General features: G+C 72.6%; 18 protein-coding genes. 12 read left to right on the top strand and 6 right to left on the bottom strand.

The genetic code is table 11. From position 1 onward, the window contains the following. Nucleotides 1-21: 21 nt before the first annotated feature. The gene (locus ACFXGA_RS00225; protein WP_378082802.1) at nt 22-939 is read left to right on the top strand and encodes a MurR/RpiR family transcriptional regulator; all 918 of its coding nucleotides are present in this window, start codon (nt 22-24) and stop codon (nt 937-939) included. Further along, nucleotides 936-1,871, top strand: a complete 936-nt coding sequence (murQ, locus tag ACFXGA_RS00230) for an N-acetylmuramic acid 6-phosphate etherase (protein WP_378082805.1) — start codon at nt 936-938, stop codon at nt 1,869-1,871. The genes ACFXGA_RS00225 and murQ overlap by 4 nt, the downstream gene beginning before the upstream one ends. Here murQ and ACFXGA_RS00235 read toward each other — a convergent pair. Further along, a complete protein-coding gene (locus ACFXGA_RS00235; RefSeq protein WP_378082806.1) occupies nt 1,840-2,289 on the bottom strand; it encodes an Lrp/AsnC family transcriptional regulator in 450 nt (149 codons plus the stop codon). The two genes, murQ and ACFXGA_RS00235, sit on opposite strands and share 32 nt — an antisense overlap. A gap of 106 nt (nt 2,290-2,395) precedes the next feature. On the opposite strand from ACFXGA_RS00235, the gene ACFXGA_RS00240 reads away from it, so the two are divergent. The 3 genes from ACFXGA_RS00240 (at nt 2,396) to ACFXGA_RS00250 (ending at nt 5,147) form a co-directional block, all read left to right on the top strand. Beyond that, complete coding sequence (locus ACFXGA_RS00240) at nt 2,396-3,211, top strand: tryptophan 2,3-dioxygenase (RefSeq protein WP_378082808.1); 816 nt, start codon at nt 2,396-2,398, stop codon at nt 3,209-3,211. Then, nucleotides 3,208-4,329 (top strand): kynureninase, encoded by a 1,122-nt coding sequence (gene kynU, locus ACFXGA_RS00245; protein ID WP_378082810.1) that lies wholly within the window; start codon nt 3,208-3,210, stop codon nt 4,327-4,329. Before ACFXGA_RS00240 ends, kynU begins: the two co-directional genes overlap by 4 nt. Nucleotides 4,330-4,394: 65 nt before the next feature. Next, nucleotides 4,395-5,147 carry an NYN domain-containing protein gene (locus ACFXGA_RS00250; RefSeq protein ID WP_378082811.1) on the top strand — a complete coding sequence of 251 codons (753 nt, stop codon included), beginning with the start codon at nt 4,395-4,397 and terminating at the stop codon, nt 5,145-5,147. A 106-nt stretch (nt 5,148-5,253) separates the two neighbouring features. On the opposite strand, the gene ACFXGA_RS00255 is transcribed toward ACFXGA_RS00250, so the two are convergent. Further along, entirely contained in the window at nt 5,254-5,979 is a 726-nt protein-coding gene (locus tag ACFXGA_RS00255; protein ID WP_378082812.1) for an oxidoreductase, read from the bottom strand. Nucleotides 5,980-6,070: 91 nt separating this feature from the next. On the opposite strand from ACFXGA_RS00255, the gene ACFXGA_RS00260 reads away from it, so the two are divergent. The 5 genes from ACFXGA_RS00260 to ACFXGA_RS00280 all read left to right on the top strand — a co-directional run bounded on the left by ACFXGA_RS00260 (nt 6,071) and on the right by ACFXGA_RS00280 (nt 11,602). Then, nucleotides 6,071-6,640, top strand: coding sequence for a GNAT family N-acetyltransferase (locus ACFXGA_RS00260; RefSeq protein ID WP_378082815.1), 570 nt, complete (start codon nt 6,071-6,073; stop codon nt 6,638-6,640). A 202-nt stretch (nt 6,641-6,842) separates the two neighbouring features. Next, complete coding sequence (gene acs / locus ACFXGA_RS00265; RefSeq protein WP_378082817.1) at nt 6,843-8,819, top strand: acetate--CoA ligase; 1,977 nt, start codon at nt 6,843-6,845, stop codon at nt 8,817-8,819. Nucleotides 8,820-8,910: 91 nt separating this feature from the next. Beyond that, nucleotides 8,911-10,137: a Na+/H+ antiporter NhaA gene (nhaA, locus tag ACFXGA_RS00270; protein ID WP_378082966.1), complete on the top strand. Its 1,227-nt coding sequence runs from the start codon at nt 8,911-8,913 to the stop codon at nt 10,135-10,137. A gap of 59 nt (nt 10,138-10,196) precedes the next feature. Further along, nucleotides 10,197-10,667 (top strand): phage holin family protein, encoded by a 471-nt coding sequence (locus tag ACFXGA_RS00275; RefSeq protein ID WP_378082819.1) that lies wholly within the window; start codon nt 10,197-10,199, stop codon nt 10,665-10,667. 8 nt (nt 10,668-10,675) lie between these two features. Further along, the gene (locus tag ACFXGA_RS00280) at nt 10,676-11,602 is read left to right on the top strand and encodes an alpha/beta fold hydrolase (RefSeq protein ID WP_378082820.1); all 927 of its coding nucleotides are present in this window, start codon (nt 10,676-10,678) and stop codon (nt 11,600-11,602) included. A gap of 14 nt (nt 11,603-11,616) precedes the next feature. On the opposite strand, the gene ACFXGA_RS00285 is transcribed toward ACFXGA_RS00280, so the two are convergent. From ACFXGA_RS00285 to nth, 4 genes are read right to left on the bottom strand one after another with little or no spacing between them, the layout of a single operon-like run. Further along, nucleotides 11,617-12,804 (bottom strand): MarP family serine protease, encoded by a 1,188-nt coding sequence (locus tag ACFXGA_RS00285; RefSeq protein WP_378082822.1) that lies wholly within the window; start codon nt 12,802-12,804, stop codon nt 11,617-11,619. Then, nucleotides 12,805-13,473, bottom strand: coding sequence for an NUDIX hydrolase (locus tag ACFXGA_RS00290; RefSeq protein ID WP_378082825.1), 669 nt, complete (start codon nt 13,471-13,473; stop codon nt 12,805-12,807). Then, complete coding sequence (locus ACFXGA_RS00295; protein WP_378082827.1) at nt 13,470-14,072, bottom strand: TlpA family protein disulfide reductase; 603 nt, start codon at nt 14,070-14,072, stop codon at nt 13,470-13,472. Before ACFXGA_RS00295 ends, ACFXGA_RS00290 begins: the two co-directional genes overlap by 4 nt. Beyond that, nucleotides 14,069-14,836: an endonuclease III gene (gene nth, locus ACFXGA_RS00300; protein ID WP_378082828.1), complete on the bottom strand. Its 768-nt coding sequence runs from the start codon at nt 14,834-14,836 to the stop codon at nt 14,069-14,071. The genes ACFXGA_RS00295 and nth overlap by 4 nt, the downstream gene beginning before the upstream one ends. Nucleotides 14,837-15,077: 241 nt before the next feature. On the opposite strand from nth, the gene ACFXGA_RS00305 reads away from it, so the two are divergent. Then, complete coding sequence (locus tag ACFXGA_RS00305; RefSeq protein WP_015097743.1) at nt 15,078-15,329, top strand: hypothetical protein; 252 nt, start codon at nt 15,078-15,080, stop codon at nt 15,327-15,329. Nucleotides 15,330-15,527: 198 nt separating this feature from the next. Beyond that, nucleotides 15,528-16,202: a Crp/Fnr family transcriptional regulator gene (locus ACFXGA_RS00310; protein WP_033441932.1), complete on the top strand. Its 675-nt coding sequence runs from the start codon at nt 15,528-15,530 to the stop codon at nt 16,200-16,202. Nucleotides 16,203-16,570: the final 368 nt, after the last annotated feature.

The raw sequence follows: 16,570 nt of genomic DNA on the forward strand, positions 1-16,570 counted from the left end.
GGCGGTTAGTAAGTTTCCCACGTGTCCACCGAGAGCACCGCCGATTCCAGCCCCCTGGTGAAGATCCGTTCGCTGCTGCCGGGCCTGGCCCGGGCCGAGCAGCGGGTCGCCAAGGTCGTGCTGGACAACCCGGCGACCGTCGCGCACCGCAGCATCACCGAGGTCGCCGAGGCCGCGGGCACCAGCGAGACCACGGTGACCCGGTTCTGCAAGGCGATCGGCGTCGGGGGCTACCCGGAGCTGCGCATAGCGCTGGCCGCCGACACGGCCCGCACGTCCATGCGCACCGACCGCGACCTGGGCGGCGACATCGGCCCCGGCGACGACCTGCGGCAGGTCGTGGGCAAGGTGGCGTTCGCGGACGCGCGGGCGGTCGAGGAGACCGCCGAGCAGCTGAACGTGGAGACACTGGAAGCGGTGGTCGAGGCGGTCGCGGGCGCGGGCCGGGTGGACGTCTACGGGTTCGGGGCGAGCGCGTTCGTCGCGTTCGACCTCCAGCAGAAGCTGCACCGGATCGGGCGCACCTGCTTCGCCTGGAACGACACGCACATCGCGCTCACCTCGGCCGCCGTGCTGACCGGCGCGGACGTCGCGGTCGGCATCTCGCACACCGGGTCCACCGCAGAGACCGTCGAGGCGCTGCGGGTCGCCAAGGACCACGGCGCGACCACGGTGGCGCTCACGAACTTCCCCCGGTCGCCGATCAGCGAGGTGGCCGACCACGTGCTGACCACGGCGGCGCGCGAGACGACGTTCCGCTCCGGCGCGATGGCCAGCCGGATCGCGCAGCTCACCGTGATCGACTGCCTGTTCATCGGGGTCGCCCAGCGGCACGTGGACAGCGCCAAGACGGCCCTGGAGGCGACGTACGACGCGGTGTCGGGGCACCGCCTCGGCGCCCGGCCGGACGGCAGGCGACGCCGGGAGTCCGGTAAATGACGCCGCCGCGGCACGACGTCGCGGTCCGCGTGGACTCGCCCACCGAGGCGCGCAATCCGCGGACGGCGGACATCGACCGGCTCCCCACGCTGGACGTCCTCCGCCTGATCAACTCCGAGGACCGCCTGGTCCCCGACGCGGTGGCCGCCGTGCTGCCCGAGCTGGCGCGGGCCGCGGACCTGGCCGTCGGCGCGCTGAACGCCGGCGGTCGCGTGCACTACGTCGGCGCGGGCACGTCGGGCCGGTTGGCCACGCTCGACGCGGCCGAGCTGGTGCCGACGTTCAACGCCCCGCCGGACTGGTTCCTGGCCCACCACGCGGGCGGCCGGGACGCCCTGGTGAACGCGGTCGAGGACGTCGAGGACCAGGCGTCCGACGGCGCCGCCGAGATCCGCAGGCACGCGGCCGCGGGAGACCTGGTGGTCGGTGTCACGGCGTCCGGCCGCACGCCGTTCGTGGTGGCCGCGCTGGAGGAAGCGCGCGCCCTGGGCGCGCACACCGTGCTGGTGTCCAACAACCCGACCGCGCCCGCGCCGGTCGAGGTGGACGTGCTGATCGCGGTCGACACGGGCCCGGAGGCGATCGCGGGGTCCACCCGGATGAAGGCGGGCACCTCGCAGAAGCTGGTGCTGACGTCGTTCTCGACCGCCGTGATGGTCCGGCTCGGCCGCACCTACTCGAACCTGATGGTGTCGATGCGCGCCACCAACGCCAAGCTGCGCGGCCGCACGGTGCGCATCCTGCGCGAGGCGACGGGCCTGGGCGAGAAGGAGTGCACGTCCGCGCTGGCCGACTCGGGCGGCGACCTCAAGGTGGCTTTGGTGCACCTGCTGGCCGGCGTGCCCGCGGCACGCGCCGCCGAGGCGTTGGAACGCACGCAGGGGCACGTCCGGCTGGCGCTCAGCCAGCTCGCACCGGGCGCCACGGGATAGGCGTCGACAGCACCATCGCGCTGGACGTCTCGCCGTAGCCGCCCAGCCGCACCAGCAGCCGCTCCAGCTCGCTGATCGACGTGGTCACGACCTTGACCACCGAGCAGATGTCGCCGGTCAGCCGCACCACCTCCACCACCTCGGGGCAGTCGTCGAGCAGCTCGGGGTGCACCGTGATGCACCGCGGCCCGTAGCACTTCATCCGCACCAGCGCGATCACCGGCCGTCCCACCGCCGTCGGGTCCACGGTGGCGCGGTAGCCCGTGATGACGCCCGCGTTTTCCAGCCGCCGCACGCGTTGCGCGACCGTCGGCGGGGAGACGTGCACGCGCCGGGCCAGCTCGTTGTACGACAGCCGCGCGTCCTCCTGCAGGGCCTCCAGCAGGGCCCAGTCCACGCCGTCGAGATCGGTGCTCACGACCGCAAAGCTACTCGCCTCGACGCTTTCCGGTCATAAGACTTTTCCCTCGATCCCCATCCGTTGCCCATTCAACCAACCCGGATGCGCGGTCATCATGGAAGACATGACTTGCCCCGTCTCACCCAAACTCGACTTCGGCGGCACGACGCCCTACGAGGACTACGTGCACGCCTCCGTGCTGCACTCGCTGCAACAGCAGTGGTCCAAGGACCCGCGTGAGATGTCGTTCCTGGTGATCACGCAGGTCATGGAGCTGTACTTCGGCCTGCTGTGCTTCGAGTGGCGGCAGGCCCAGTCCGAGCTGCGCGCCGACGACCTGCGGGCGGCGGTCCGCACGCTGCGCCGCAGCGACCTGCACATGCAGGCGCTCAACGCGGCGTGGCGGCCGATCGCCCGGATGACGCCCGCCGAGTTCAACTCGTTCCGCGACGCCCTGGGCGAGGGCTCCGGCTTCCAGTCGGGCCGCTACCGCGAGGTGGAGTTCCTGCTCGGCGAGAAGTCCCGGTCGATGCTCGTGCCGCACCGCGCCGTGCCGCGGCAGCACGAGGCGCTCGAAGCGCTGCTGCACGAGCCGAGCCTGTACGACGACGTGCTCGCCGCCCTGCACCGGCAGGGCCTGCCGATCCCCGAGGACGTGCTCCGCCGCGACGTCAGCGAACCCTACGAGCCGAACGCCGAGGTGGAGGCCGTGTGGGCGGGCATCTACCGCGACGGGTCGCGTGACCTGCTCGAACTGGGCGAAGCGCTGACCGACATCGCCGAGGAGTTCGCCCGCTGGCGCTACGACCACCTGCTCGCCACGCGCCGGTCGATGGGCGCGAAGGCCGGCACCGGCGGTTCGGCGGGCGTCGCGTGGCTGGAGAAGCGCACGCGGCGCTCCGTCTTCCCCGAGCTGTGGACCGCCAGGAGCCACGTGTGAACGACCCGTTGGCACACACCCGTGACCTGTTCGACCTCGACGACGACGTCGTGTACCTCGACGGCAACTCGCTGGGCGCGCCGCCGAAGGGCGTCGCCGAACGGGTCGGGCACGTGGTGCGCGAGCAGTGGGGCCGGCGGCTCATCCGCAGCTGGTCGGAGGGCTGGTGGGAGGCTCCCGAACGGATCGGCGACCGCATCGGCCGGCTCATCGGGGCCGGTCCGGGGCAGGTCGTCGTCGCGGACTCGACCAGCGTGAACCTGTTCAAGGCGTTGATGGCGGCGGTGCGCAACACCGACCGGTCGGAGATCGTCGTGGACGCGGGGACGTTCCCGACCGACGGGTACATCGCGCGGTCGGTGGCCGAGCTGACCGGGTTGGCGCTGCGCCCGGCCCCGCCCGAGGAGCTGGACCTGCGGGACACGACGGCGGTCGTGCTGCTGAACCACGTCGACTACCGCACGGGCCGGATGCTGGACATGGCGGAGCTGACCCGGCAGGCGCACGCGGTGGGCGCGAAGGTGGTGTGGGACCTGTGCCACAGCGCGGGCGTGCTGCCGATCGAGCTGGACGCGCTGGGCGTCGACCTCGCCGTGGGGTGCACGTACAAGTTCCTCAACGGCGGGCCGGGGTCGCCCGCGTTCCTCTACGTGCCGAAGGCCGCGCAGGCGGGGTTCGAGCAGCCGCTGACCGGGTGGACGGGCCACGAGGCGCCGTTCGCGATGGCGTCGGAGTACACGCCGGACCCGGGCGTCTCCCGTGCGCGGGTGGGCACGCCGGACATCATCTCGATGCTCGCGCTGGACGCCGCCCTCGACGTGTGGGACCACGTGGACCTCAGGGACGTGCGCGCGAAGGGCCTGGCCCTGACCGCCCACTTCCGGTCGCTCGTGGAGGGCCTGCCGGGCATCGAGGTGATCACCCCGGCCGACGAGTGGCGCGGCCACCAGGTCTCCCTGCGCCACCCCGACGCCGCCCGGCTCATGGCGGGGCTGATCGAGCGCCGGGTGATCGGCGACCACCGCCCGCCGGACGTCCTGCGCTTCGGCTTCGCCCCGCTCTACAACACCTTCGACGACGCCGACCGCGCCGCCACCACCCTGAAGGAACTCCTCTGACCCCGTGACGGTCGGCCGGTCCGGGGGTCGTCGGCACGGAAACCGAGGATCCCTAACATTGTCGGATGCGTGTCGGTGTGTACGTGGACGGTTACAACCTGTACTACGGAGGGCGCAAGCACTGCGGCCGCGGCACGGCCGGGTGGCGGTGGTTGGACATCCGAGGGCTCGTCGGGACGCTGTTGGCCGAGAAGGCGGCCGACTGGCCCTCGGCCCGACCCGCCCGGATCGTGTACTGCACCGCGCGGATCAGCGCCGCCCACAACGCGTCCGGCTCGCAGGACCAGGACGTCTACCTCAAGGCGCTGCTCGCGTCGGGCAGCGTGGACCACATCGAGTACGGCAACTACATCAGCAAGGTCGTCAAGCGGCCGCTGGCCGTGGAGAAGGGCGGCAGCGGGAAGGGCAGGCATCACCCGGTGCCGGTCGCCCCGGCGTGGCCGATCATGGTCCAGAGCGGTGGCGCGCCGGTCGGCGACGCCTTGTTCATGGCCTCGGTGGCGACGTTCGAGGAGAAGGGCTCGGACGTCAACGTGGCCGCGCACCTCCTGGTCGACGTCCTCACGGCCGCGGTGGACGCGGTCATCGTGATCAGCAACGACAGCGACCTCCGGCTGCCCGTCCACGAGGCGTGGAACCGGGTGCCCGTGGGCGTGGTCAACCCCGGCGGGGGCTACACGGCAGGGGCCCTGTCCACGAACGCGGGCAGCGGTCTGGGCACCGGCAACCACTGGTGGCGCACGCTGGGCCCGGACGACTACACCGGCCACCAGCTCCCCGACCCGGCCGGCCGCTACACCCGACCACCGGGCTGGTGACGTCGCGCCGGCCCGTTTGATAAGCCGACGACCACCGGCTAGCCTGGTCCCATACCCGCCCGGTCCCTCGTGGGCCGGGTTTTCCTTTGCCCGCGTCCGCGACCTCCTACGTGGCGGCGGCGTCGGCGATGGAGCGGGCTTCGCGGGCGCCGGACTGGAGCGCTTCGCACCAGAACAGGATCCAGCGGGCGACGCCGTCCGGGTCGCCGGTCGAGAAGCCGTGCAGGGCGGCGGCGTAGTCGTCCTGCCGGCGCAGGCACAGGACCTCCGGCACGCCCAGCGACTTCGGGTCCAGGCCCGTCGCGATGGACGCCAGCCGGGACGCCGCCCGCGCCACCACGCCGTTGGCCGTGTCGAACGGGGCCAGGGACATCAGCTCGCCGTGCACCACCGCGACCAGCAGCGGGCCGGGGACCGACGTGCCGCCGGCGACCAGTCGGGCCAGCAGGTCCAGGCGCTCGGACACGCCCGGCGCGGAACGGGGACGGCCCAGTTCGCCGCCCAGGTCCGCGCCCGCCAGCACGTGCAGCCGCGCCAACGCCTGCAACGGCGCGCGCTGCCACGTCGGGAACACCACCCCCAGCGACTCCGCCACCCGCAATGCCCCCGCCAGCACGGGGTCCGACACGGCGCCGTCCGGCGGGATGGCGGTCGAGCCGCCGTCCAGCGCCGCCGACGCGCGGGCGGCGCGCACGGACGCCTCGGCCGCGGTGGTCGCCCAGCCGCGCAGGTTCACCCGGTGCCGGTGCACCTGGAACACGGCGTCACGCGCCGCGGCGACGGCGTCGGCCACACCGGGCAGGTCCAGCAGCGGGGCAAGCGGATCGGTCACGCCGCAGCACACTACCCGCCGGTAAGTGGCCATCTGAAACTGATCGAAAATGGCCGTGCAAAGCGGCCACTGACGGATTTATCGTCGAGGTGTGAACTGGTACGACCGCCCTGTGCTCATCGGCGACCACGTGCGCCTGGAACCGCTCGGCCCGGAGCACGCCGAGGGCCTGCACGAGGCAGGCAAGGACCCCGAGATCTGGACGTGGCTCAGCACCCGCCAGCCGGCTGCCGTCGACGAGACCCGCGAGTACATCGAGCGCAGCCTCGCCGACCCGGACCGCGTCGCGTGGGCCCAGATCGACCCGCGCACGGGCGAGGTCGCGGGCACGACGTCGTACTACGAGATCGACCCGCGCAACCGCGGCCTCTACATCGGCCACACGTGGATCGGCACGCGCTGGCAGCGCACCGCGCTCAACACCAACGCCAAGTTCCTGCTCCTCCGGCGCGCGTTCGAGGACCTCGACGCGCTCCGCGTCGGCTGGCACACCGACCTGCGCAACGAGCGCTCCCAACGCGCCATCGAACGCCTCGGCGCGACCCGCGAGGGCGTGCTCCGGGTGCACCGCGTCAGACCCGACGGCACCCTGCGCGACACCGTCGTGTACTCGATGACCGCCGAGGAGTGGCCCGCCCTGAAGGCCGGTCTGCGAACGTGACGGGAGTCACGCCGCGTGCCGCTGGTCGCAACCTACGTGTCGTTCGGCGGAATCGCGGTGGTCAGCGGGCCCGCACCGGGTTACACAGTTACCCACGCGTTTCGAACTCGGCCGAAATTGGTCTGAACCTTTTGGGTGCGCAGTGAGCTGAATCGCACTACGGTCAGTGCGCACCCCCACGGATTCAGGAGGTCCGCCCGCCATGACAGAGCCGCAAGCCGCCCTGGACAACCTGTTGACGGAGAACAGGGCGTTCCCGCCCAGCGAGGACTTCGCCGCGCAGGCCAACGCCACCGCCGCGCTGTACGAGGAGGCGGACGCCGACCGCGAGGCGTTCTGGGCGAAGCAGGCCGAGCGGCTGTCCTGGGACACGAAGTGGGACCGGGTCCTCGACTGGTCGAACGCCCCGTTCGCCCGGTGGTTCGTCGGCGGCAAGCTCAACGTCGCCTACAACTGCGTCGACCGGCACGTCGAGTCCGGCCACGGCGACCAGGTCGCCATCCACTGGGAGGGCGAGCCCGGCGACAGCCGCGCCATCACCTACGCCGACCTGCAGCGCGAGGTCTCCAAGGCCGCGAACGCGCTCATCGAGCTGGGCGTCGGCGCGCAGGACCGGGTCGCCATCTACATGCCGATGGTCCCCGAGGCCATCTTCGCCATGCTCGCCTGCGCCCGCCTCGGCGCGATGCACAGCGTGGTGTTCGGCGGCTTCTCCGCCGAGGCGCTGCGCACCCGCATCGAGGACTCCCGGGCCAAGCTCGTGATCACCACCGACGGCCAGTACCGGCGCGGCAACCCGGCGCCCCTCAAGACCGCCGTGGACGAGGCCGTGGCCAACGCCGACAGCGTCGAGCACGTGCTCGTGGTCAAGCGCACCGACACCGACGTCGAGTGGACCGAGGGCCGCGACGTGTGGTGGCACGACCTGGTGGACCGCCAGTCCGACCGGCACACGCCGGAGGCGTTCGACTCCGAGCACCCGCTGTTCATCCTCTACACGTCGGGCACCACGGGCCGCCCCAAGGGCATCCTGCACACCTCCGGCGGTTACCTGACCCAGGTGTCGTACACGCACCACAACGTGTTCGACCTCAAGCCCGACACCGACGTCTACTGGTGCACCGCCGACATCGGCTGGGTCACCGGGCACAGCTACATCGTGTACGGGCCGCTGGCCAACCGGGTCACGCAGGTCGTCTACGAGGGCACGCCCAACACCCCGCACGAGGGCAGGCACTGGGAGATCGTGCAGAAGTACGGCGTGTCGATCTACTACACCGCGCCGACGCTGATCCGCACGTTCATGAAGTGGGGCGCGGACATCCCGGCCAAGTACGACCTCTCCAGCCTGCGCGTGCTGGGCAGCGTCGGCGAGCCGATCAACCCCGAGGCGTGGATCTGGTACCGGGAGACCATCGGCGCGGGCCGGACGCCGGTCGTGGACACCTGGTGGCAGACCGAGACCGGCGGGATCATGATCTCGCCGCTGCCCGGCGTGACGGCCGCCAAGCCGGGTTCGGCGCAGCGCCCGCTGCCCGGCATCGGCGCGAAGGTCGTGGACGACCAGGGCAACGAGGTGCCGCACGGCGGCGGCGGTTACCTGGTGCTCGACCAGCCGTGGCCGGGGATGCTGCGCGGCATCTGGGGCGACGACGAGCGCTACCGCGACACGTACTGGTCCCGGTTCGCCGAGCAGGGCTACTACTTCGCGGGCGACGGCGCGAAGTACGACGCCGACGGCGACATCTGGCTGCTGGGCCGGGTGGACGACGTGATGAACGTGTCCGGGCACCGCATCTCCACCACCGAGGTCGAGTCCGCGCTGGTCTCGCACCCGACGGTGGCCGAGGCCGCGGTCGTCGGCGCGTCCGACCCGACCACGGGCCAGGGCATCGTGGCGTTCGTGATCCTGCGCGGCGGGGTGGCCGAGGGCTCCGACGGCGCGGAGGCGATCAAGGCGCTGCGCGACCACGTGGCCAAGGAGATCGGCCCGATCGCGAAGCCGCGGCAGATCATGGTGGTGCCGGAGCTGCCGAAGACCCGCTCGGGCAAGATCATGCGCCGGCTGCTGCGCGACGTGGCGGAGAACCGGCAGGTCGGCGACGTGACCACGCTCGCGGACTCGTCCGTGATGGACCTCATCTCGAACGGCCTGAAGTCGGGCGCCTCCGAGGACTGAGCACGTCCGGAGGGGTCCGCCGGTTCGTCGGCGGACCCCTCCGGGGGTTAGGGTGGTCCCCGGTGAGCCGGGAAGCCTGGTCGGCACGACGATGGACCGTGCCCGACCACCCGGAGTTGACGTGAACCGCATCCGCCCCGCCGCCGCCGAGTTCGCCCGCTACCTGCGCACCGAGACCGTCGGCGGCACGGTCCTCCTGGTCGCCACCGTCGTCGCGCTGGTCTGGGCGAACTCGCCGCTGTCCGGCGCCTACACGGCGGTGCGCGACTTCCACGTCGGCCCGGAGTCGCTGCACCTGAGCCTCAGCGTCGGCGACTGGGCCAAGGACGGCCTGCTCGCCGTCTTCTTCTTCGTCGCCGGGCTGGAGCTGAAGCGCGAGCTGGTCATCGGCGAGCTGAACGACGTCAAGACCGCGATCCTCCCGGTGGTGGCCGCGGTCGGCGGCATGGTCGTGCCCGCGCTGATCGCGCTGGGCGTCGGCTGGGGCGAGCCGGGCGTCGAGCGGGCGTGGGCGATCCCCGTGGCCACGGACATCGCGTTCGCGCTCGGCGTGCTCGCGATCACCGCGTCGGGCCTGCCGAACAGCCTGCGGCTGTTCCTGCTCAGCCTGGCCGTGGTGGACGACCTGGGCGCGATCGTGCTCATCGCCGTGCTGTTCACCGCGTCGTTCGACCTCGTGGCGGCGGCCGCGGCGGTCGCGCTGCTGGCGCTGTACGCGTTCCTCCAGCACAAGCGGGTGACCACGCCGTGGCTGTACGTGCCGATCGCGGTCGGCACGTGGGTCGCGGTGCACGCGGCCGGCGTGCACGCCACCATCGCGGGCGTCGCGCTGGCCCTGCTGACCCGGGTCCGCAAGGACCGCTACGAGCACGAGGCGCCGGCGCTGCGCCTGGAGCACCGGTTGCAGCCGTGGTCGGCGGGTGTGGCCGTGCCGGTGTTCGCGCTGTTCGCGGCCGGCGTCCCGGTGAACGGCGAGGCGCTGGGCGCGTTGTTCACCGACCGGCTGGCGCTGGGCGTGATGCTCGGCCTGGTGGTGGGCAAGGTGGTCGGCATCGTGGGCGCGTCGGCGGTCGCGGTGCTGGTGAAGGCGGCGCGGTGGCCGAGCGGCGCGGGGCCGCGCGACATCGTCGCGGTGGCGGTGCTCGGCGGGGTCGGGTTCACCGTCAGCCTGCTCATCGCGGACCTCTCCCTGGACGGGCAGGCGGCCGAGCAGGCGAAAGCCGCCGTGCTGCTGGCGTCGTTGACGGCGTCGTCGCTCGCCGCGGTCCTGCTCGTGCGGCGCGGCCGGGCGCACCGGCGGGCCGACGACGACTCCTGATCGTGCGGAGATCAGCCGGTCGGGCGGCCGCCGCCGGGCGTGCATGGCACGATGAACCGGTGACCAGCGCTCGGGAGAACACCAACGGCAGCGGACTGCCACCCGTACCGTCGATCCCGTTGACCGCGGAGAGCGCGGCGAAGATCGCGGCAGAGACGTCCATCGGCGGCCTGGTGCGCGACGCCACGGCCCACCTGTCCACGTTGGTCAGGGCGGAGGTCGAGCTCGCCAAGTCCGAGGTGGCGGGCGAGATCAAGAAGGGCGTGAAGGGCAGCGTCTACTTCATCGTCGCGCTGACGGTGCTGCTGTTCAGCTCCTTCTTCTTTTTCTTCTTCGGCGCGGAGCTGCTGGACGTGTGGCTGCCCCGCTGGTCGGCGTTCCTGATCGTGTTCGGGTTGATGCTGGTCACCGCGGTGCTCTTCGCGTTGCTGGGCTACCGCAAGGTGAAGAGGCTGCGCGCGCCGCAGCGCACGATCGACTCGGCCAAGGGCACCGTCGCGGCCCTGCGGCACCGCGGCGAAGACCGCTGAACCGCGCCGTGCGGCTGCCACCGGACCCGTCGACCGCCCGGGTGCCCGGCCCGTGGGCGCACCGGGACGTGTCCGCGAACGGCATCCGGCTGCACGTCGCCGAGCTGGGCGAGGGCCCGCTCGTGCTGCTGCTGCACGGGTTCCCGGAGTTCTGGTGGACGTGGCGGCACCAGGTCGTCGCGTTCGCCGAGGCGGGCTACCGCGCGGTGGCCGTGGACCTGCGCGGCTACGGCGACTCCGACAAACCGCCGCGCGGCTACGACGGGTTCACGCTCGCCGGCGACGTCGCCGGCCTGGTGAAGGCGCTCGGCGAACCCCGCGCGCACCTCGTCGGGCACGCGTGGGGCGGCATGCTGGCGTGGACGGTCGCCGCCATGCACTCGCGGCTGGTCTACTCGGTCACGGCCGTGGCCGCGCCGCACCCCTTGGCGTTGCGCCGCGCGATCCGCCGGCGCCCGCGCGGCCAGGGCCGGGCGAGCGCGCACCTGTTCCGCTCGCAGCTCCCGCTGTACCCGGAGCGGTGGCTGACCCGGGACCGGGGCGCGGCGGTGGCCGGGATGCTGCACGCGTGGGGCGGTCCGAAGTGGAGGGTGTCGCCCGAGTTCGACGAGGTGGCGCGCCGCAACCGGGAGGCGTTCCTGGTGCCCGGCGTCGCGCACAGCTCCATGGAGTACCACCGGTGGGCCGTGCGGTCGCAGCTGCGCGGCGACGGCCGCCGGTTCGCCGAGGCGGTGGACCGCCGGCTGGACGTGCCGGTGCTCCAGCTGCACGGCGCGCTCGACCCGGTGATGCTGCCGTCCACCGCGGCCGACTCGGTCCCGTGGACGGGCGCGCGGTCGTCGTACCGGGTGCTGCCCGAGGTCGGCCACTTCCCGCACCAGGAAGCGCCGAACACCACGAGCCGGATGGTCACCGACTTCCTCGCGACGGTCTGACCGGCGACGGGGTTTCAGGAGGCGCAGGTCTGGGTCGAGACCCGGCGGACCATCGTGGGCGCCTTCGCCACTTCCTCCGCGACCTCCTCGGCGGTCAGCACGAAACCGGTCTCCTGGTCGTCCACGGCCGCGCCGAACACCACGCCCATCACCCGGCCCTGCGGGTCGACCAGCGGGCCGCCGGAGTTGCCGCTGCGCACCTTCGCCCGCACCGTGTACACGTCCCGCGTCACGGTCTGCGCGTCGTAGATGTCCGGCCCGCGCAGCATCCTGATCCGCTCCCGCACCCGCGCCTCGGACGCGGTGTACGGGCCGTCCAGCGGGTAGCCGAGCACGATCCCGTCCTCGCCGGGCTGGATGTCGTCGGTGCGGAACTCGAGCGGCGTCGCCTCCAGGTCCGGCACGGCCAGGATCGCGACGTCGGTCTGCGCGTCGTAGTGCACCACCGTGGCGTCGAACTCGCCGATGCCCACCTCGACGCTCACGTCGGTGGTGCCCGCGACCACGTGCGCGTTCGTCATGACCCGCTCCGGCGCGATGACGAAACCCGTGCCCTCCAACGCCCGCGAGCACGACGGCGCGCGTCCGCGCACCTTGAGCACGCTGGGCTCCAACCGCCGCACGATCGGGTCGGCGCTCAACGCCGGGTCCGGCGGGCCCACCTCCCGCATCGGCGTCCGGTCGAACGGGTCCATCGCGGCCGGGAAGCCCGACACGTCGAACAGCTTCCGCAGGTCGTCGGCGAGGGTGCGGGCGGCGGGCGGCATGACGTCGTCCACCGTGGACAGGATCACCGACTGGTTGAGCGTCTTCGCGAGCGACGGCAGGCCCGCGACCATGGTCAGCGGCAGCGCGATCATCCACGCCACCACGAACACCACCGCGCCCTGCACGATCGCGCCCAGCGCGTTGTCCACGCCGCGCAGCGGGCTGGAGTTGACCCGGGGCTTGATCGCGCGGCCCACGTACACGCCGAGCGTCTCGCCCAGCGCGACCAGCAGCACCACGATGCCGACCGCGAACACGACCTTGGTCACCACGTTGTCGAACCGGGCGACGACCAGCGGCGCGAGCTGCGTGCCGAGCACCAGGCCGACCAGCACGCCGAGGAACGCGGGCAGCGCCACGACCATGCCCTGCCGCGCGCCGGAGACCGCGGCGAAGGCGGCCAGCGCCAGCACGAGCAGGTCAACCCAGTTCACTCACACCTCCACCGCCGCCCGGGCCACGTCGAGATCGCGCACGTCCGCGGTGTCCCACGGCCGCTCCCACCCGCCCAACGCGAGCAGCCCGTCGAGCAGGCCGGCGGTGAAACCCCACACCAGCATGCCCGGTGCGGAGAACGCGGGTCCCACGAAACCGGACGGGTGGCTCACCCGGAACCGGTTCGCCGGGTCCGCGAGGTGCGCGATCGGCACCCGGGCCACGGCGGCGGTCTCGGCCGGGTCGACCGGCGCGACCGGCGACGGCGCGTCCCAGTGCGCGAGGACCGGGGTCACGACGAACCGCGACACCGGCACGTACAGCCGGGGCAGCGTCGCCACCGGCCGCACGCCCTCGCGCAGCACGCCGGTCTCCTCGAACGCCTCGCGCAGCGCGGTGTCCACCGGGCCGTCGTCGGTGGGGTCGGCCGCGCCGCCGGGGAAGGCGACCTGGCCGGGGTGCGAGCCGAGCGTGTCGGCGCGGCGCAGCAGCAGCACGTCCGGGCCGTTCGGGCCCTCCCCGAACAGCATCAGCACGGCGGCGGGCCGCCCGGAGCCGTCCGGCGGGGGCGTGAGGCGGGTGAAGGCGCGGGCGTCGATGTCGGCGGTGGCCTTCACCAGGCCGCGCATCCACTCCGGGACGTCGTCCGGGTCCACCAGGGCGGTCATCCGACCACCTCGCGCACCTGCTCCACCGACGTGAACACCACGGGCTCGTCCACCAGGTCCAGCGAGCCGTCCGCGCCGGCCACGTAGGTCACCGGCAGCCTGCGCGGCACGCGCAGCGCCTGGCGCACCGCGTCGGGCGGGTCCGCCACCGCCGGCAGCCGCACGCCGAGCTTCGCCAGCAGCTCCAACCCGTCGGCCTCCTTGCTCTCCACGAGCACCGCGACCACCGGGACCGCGCCGGGCTCCCGCGCGTAGGCGTCCAGCACCTTCAGCTCCTCCTGGCACGGCAGGCACCAGGTGGCCCAGAAGTTCACCACGGCCCGGCCCGGCACGGTGGCCGCCACGTCGACCGGCCGGCCGTCGCCCAGGCACGTGACCACGACGCCGCGCAGCGGTTCCGGCCCCGGCGCGTCCGGCGACCCCTGCGGGCACGGCGGGAGCGCCGCCCGGGCGCGCACGTCGTCGAGGTCCGCGGTCGGCCGCGTGCGGGTCGGGATCGCGGCCTGCTCGGCCGGCCCGGGCGAGCGGGGCCACAGCGCGACCACGCCCGCCACCGCCAGCACCAGGACGACGACGGACCAGCGCGCGGCGGTGCTCACGCCGGCCTCTCCCCCGCCCGGACCCGCTCCGCCAGCTCGATCAACCGCGGCGCCTCCTCGCCCTTCACGAGCTTCCGCGCCTTCTCCGGGTCGACCTGGCCGATGCCGTAGGACGGGCACTGCGGCGCGAGCAGGCAGGCGCCGCAGGCGGGCGTGCGGGCGTGGCACACGCGGCGGCCGTGGAAGATCGTGCGGTGCGAGAGCAGGGTCCACTCCTTGCGCTCCACCAGCGCGCCGACGGCGTGCTCGACCTTCACCGGGTCCTCTTCGGACGTCCAGCCCCAGCGGCGGACGAGCCGGCCGAAGTGCGTGTCCACCGTGATCCCCGGCACACCGAACGCGTCGCCCAGCACGACGTTCGCGGTCTTGCGGCCGACGCCGGGCAGCGTCACCAGGTCCTCCAGCCGGCCGGGCACCTCGCCGCCGAACCGCTCGACCAGCGCCGCGCCCAGGCCCATCAGCGACGTGGCCTTGTTGCGGTAGAAGCCGGTCGACTTGATCAGCTCCTCCAGCTCGGCCCGGTCGGCGGAGGCGTAGTCGGCGGCCGTGCGGTAGCGCCGGAACAGCGCGGGCGTGACCAGGTTCACCCGCACGTCCGTCGTCTGCGCGGAGAGCACCACGGCGACGAGGAGTTCCAGCGGGGTGGTGAAGTCCAGCTCGCAGTGCGCGTCCGGGTAACCCTCGCCCAGGATCCGCACCATGCGTCGTGCCCGGCGGACCAGCCCCAACCGCGTCTCCGGCTGCTTCACCGCGCTCTTCGCCATGCGACGAGGTTACTGGCCGCCGCCACGCCGGCGGCGGCTCGGTCGGCCGAGCCCCGTCACCCGGAAGTCCCACCCCGCGGGTGACGGGCTTCCCGGGCGGCGACCGGTTTGAAGGGCGACGATCGGGGGCAAGCAACCACGGGCCGACCGCACACGTCTTCTCGACGGACCTCGAACCGACACGCCGGAGTGACCCCCCTTGACCGCGCGCCGAACCGGATGCGCAAGGATCGGAGCCATCATGACTGCCTGGTTCGTCATCGCCGTTCCGATCGTGATCATGTTCTTCGCGCTCTTCATGGAGCGCGTGGAAGCTCGTCTGCGGCACGTCGCCGTGCAGGAGGACGAGGTCGAGGAGTTCCTGGAGTCGGCCCGCCCCGACGAGGTCAGGGCGCTCTACGGGCACGGCATCGGCCGCGCGCTGGAACTGTTCCGGCTGCGCCGGCTGGGCGGTCGTGCCAGGAACCTGCGCCAGCGGCGTACCCGCCGCTAAGCGGGGAAAGGACCGGCGAGGCCCACGGGGTCAACCCCCGCGGGCCTTATCGGGCTGTCCGGGCTGGTGGAGCGGCGCGCCGAAAGGCGATCCCCACCACAGCCCTTAGACTGCACTCAGTGATCGGCGGCAGGCGCTGATCCGCCAGAAGGCGGAACGCGCTCAACCATGCCGCCGCGTCTCGACAGGAGGGACGAGGTGGACGAGACCCTGGCCCGCGCGGGCATCTTCCAGGGGGTTGAACAGGCCGCGGCGGAGGCGCTGGCGCAGACGCTCGAGTCAGTCGAGTTCCCGCGTGGCCACGTGATCTTCGCGGAGGGCGAGCCGGGCGACCGGCTCTACATCATCCAGTCCGGCAAGGTGAAGATCGGCCGCAAGTCGCCGGACGGCCGGGAGAACCTGTTGGGGATCTTCGGTCCGTCGGACATGTTCGGCGAGCTGTCGATCTTCGACCCCGGTCCGCGCACGTCCACCGCCACCACGGTGACCGAAGTGCGCGCGGTCAGCATGGACCGCCCCGCGCTGCGGCAGTGGATCACCAACCGGCCGGAGATCGCCGAGCAGCTGCTGCGGGCGCTGGCCCGCAGGCTGCGCCGGACGAACTCGATGCTGGCCGACCTGATCTTCACCGACGTGCCCGGCCGCGTGGCCAAGGCGCTGCTGCAGCTCGCGCAGCGCTTCGGCAGCCAGGAGGCCGGTCTGCTGCGGGTCACGCACGACCTGACGCAGGAGGAGATCGCCCAGTTCGTGGGCGCCTCGCGCGAGACGGTGAACAAGGCCCTGGCCGACTTCGCCCACCGCGGCTGGCTGCGGCTGGAGGGCAAGAGCGTGCTGATCCTCGACCCGGAGCGCCTGGCCCGCCGCGCCCGGTGACGAGGAGGTCGACGCGCGGCGTCGTCGTCGGACGACGTGGCCGCGCGGTGTCGACGGACAACAAGACCGGGCGCCGCCCCCGACGCGGCGCACCGGTCTTGTTGGCGCACGGCCCATCCCCCGACAGACCGCGCTCTTCCCACACCTCCGGCGCTCGCAGGCCCCGACCCTCGTAGCGCCGGAAGGAGGCTTGGTTACCCGCGGCGACGTGAGTCGAAACGGGTGGTGGTGGCTGCTTCCACGATCGCACGGCCCCCACCCCGCAACTCAAGCCCGTTCACCCTCAAGGACCCTCTGTTCAGCGGTTTCCCCAGGTGGTTTCACCCGGTCATCCCATTGTTGTAATCGAACTGCAACCCATTCCCGGC

The sequence above is a fragment of the Actinosynnema sp. NPDC059335 genome, from assembly GCF_042752395.1.
Lineage (GTDB): Bacteria > Actinomycetota > Actinomycetes > Mycobacteriales > Pseudonocardiaceae > Actinosynnema.

Coding starts and splice junctions, on each gene's coding strand:
- murQ (WP_378082805.1), top strand. CDS start 936: ATGACGCCGCCGCGGCACGACGTCGCGGTCCGCGTGGACTCGCCCACC.
- ACFXGA_RS00240 (WP_378082808.1), top strand. CDS start 2,396: ATGACTTGCCCCGTCTCACCCAAACTCGACTTCGGCGGCACGACGCCC.
- ACFXGA_RS00250 (WP_378082811.1), top strand. CDS start 4,395: ATGCGTGTCGGTGTGTACGTGGACGGTTACAACCTGTACTACGGAGGG.
- acs (WP_378082817.1), top strand. CDS start 6,843: ATGACAGAGCCGCAAGCCGCCCTGGACAACCTGTTGACGGAGAACAGG.
- nhaA (WP_378082966.1), top strand. CDS start 8,911: ATGGACCGTGCCCGACCACCCGGAGTTGACGTGAACCGCATCCGCCCC.
- ACFXGA_RS00290 (WP_378082825.1), bottom strand. CDS start 13,473: ATGACCGCCCTGGTGGACCCGGACGACGTCCCGGAGTGGATGCGCGGC.
- nth (WP_378082828.1), bottom strand. CDS start 14,836: ATGGCGAAGAGCGCGGTGAAGCAGCCGGAGACGCGGTTGGGGCTGGTC.
- ACFXGA_RS00305 (WP_015097743.1), top strand. CDS start 15,078: ATGACTGCCTGGTTCGTCATCGCCGTTCCGATCGTGATCATGTTCTTC.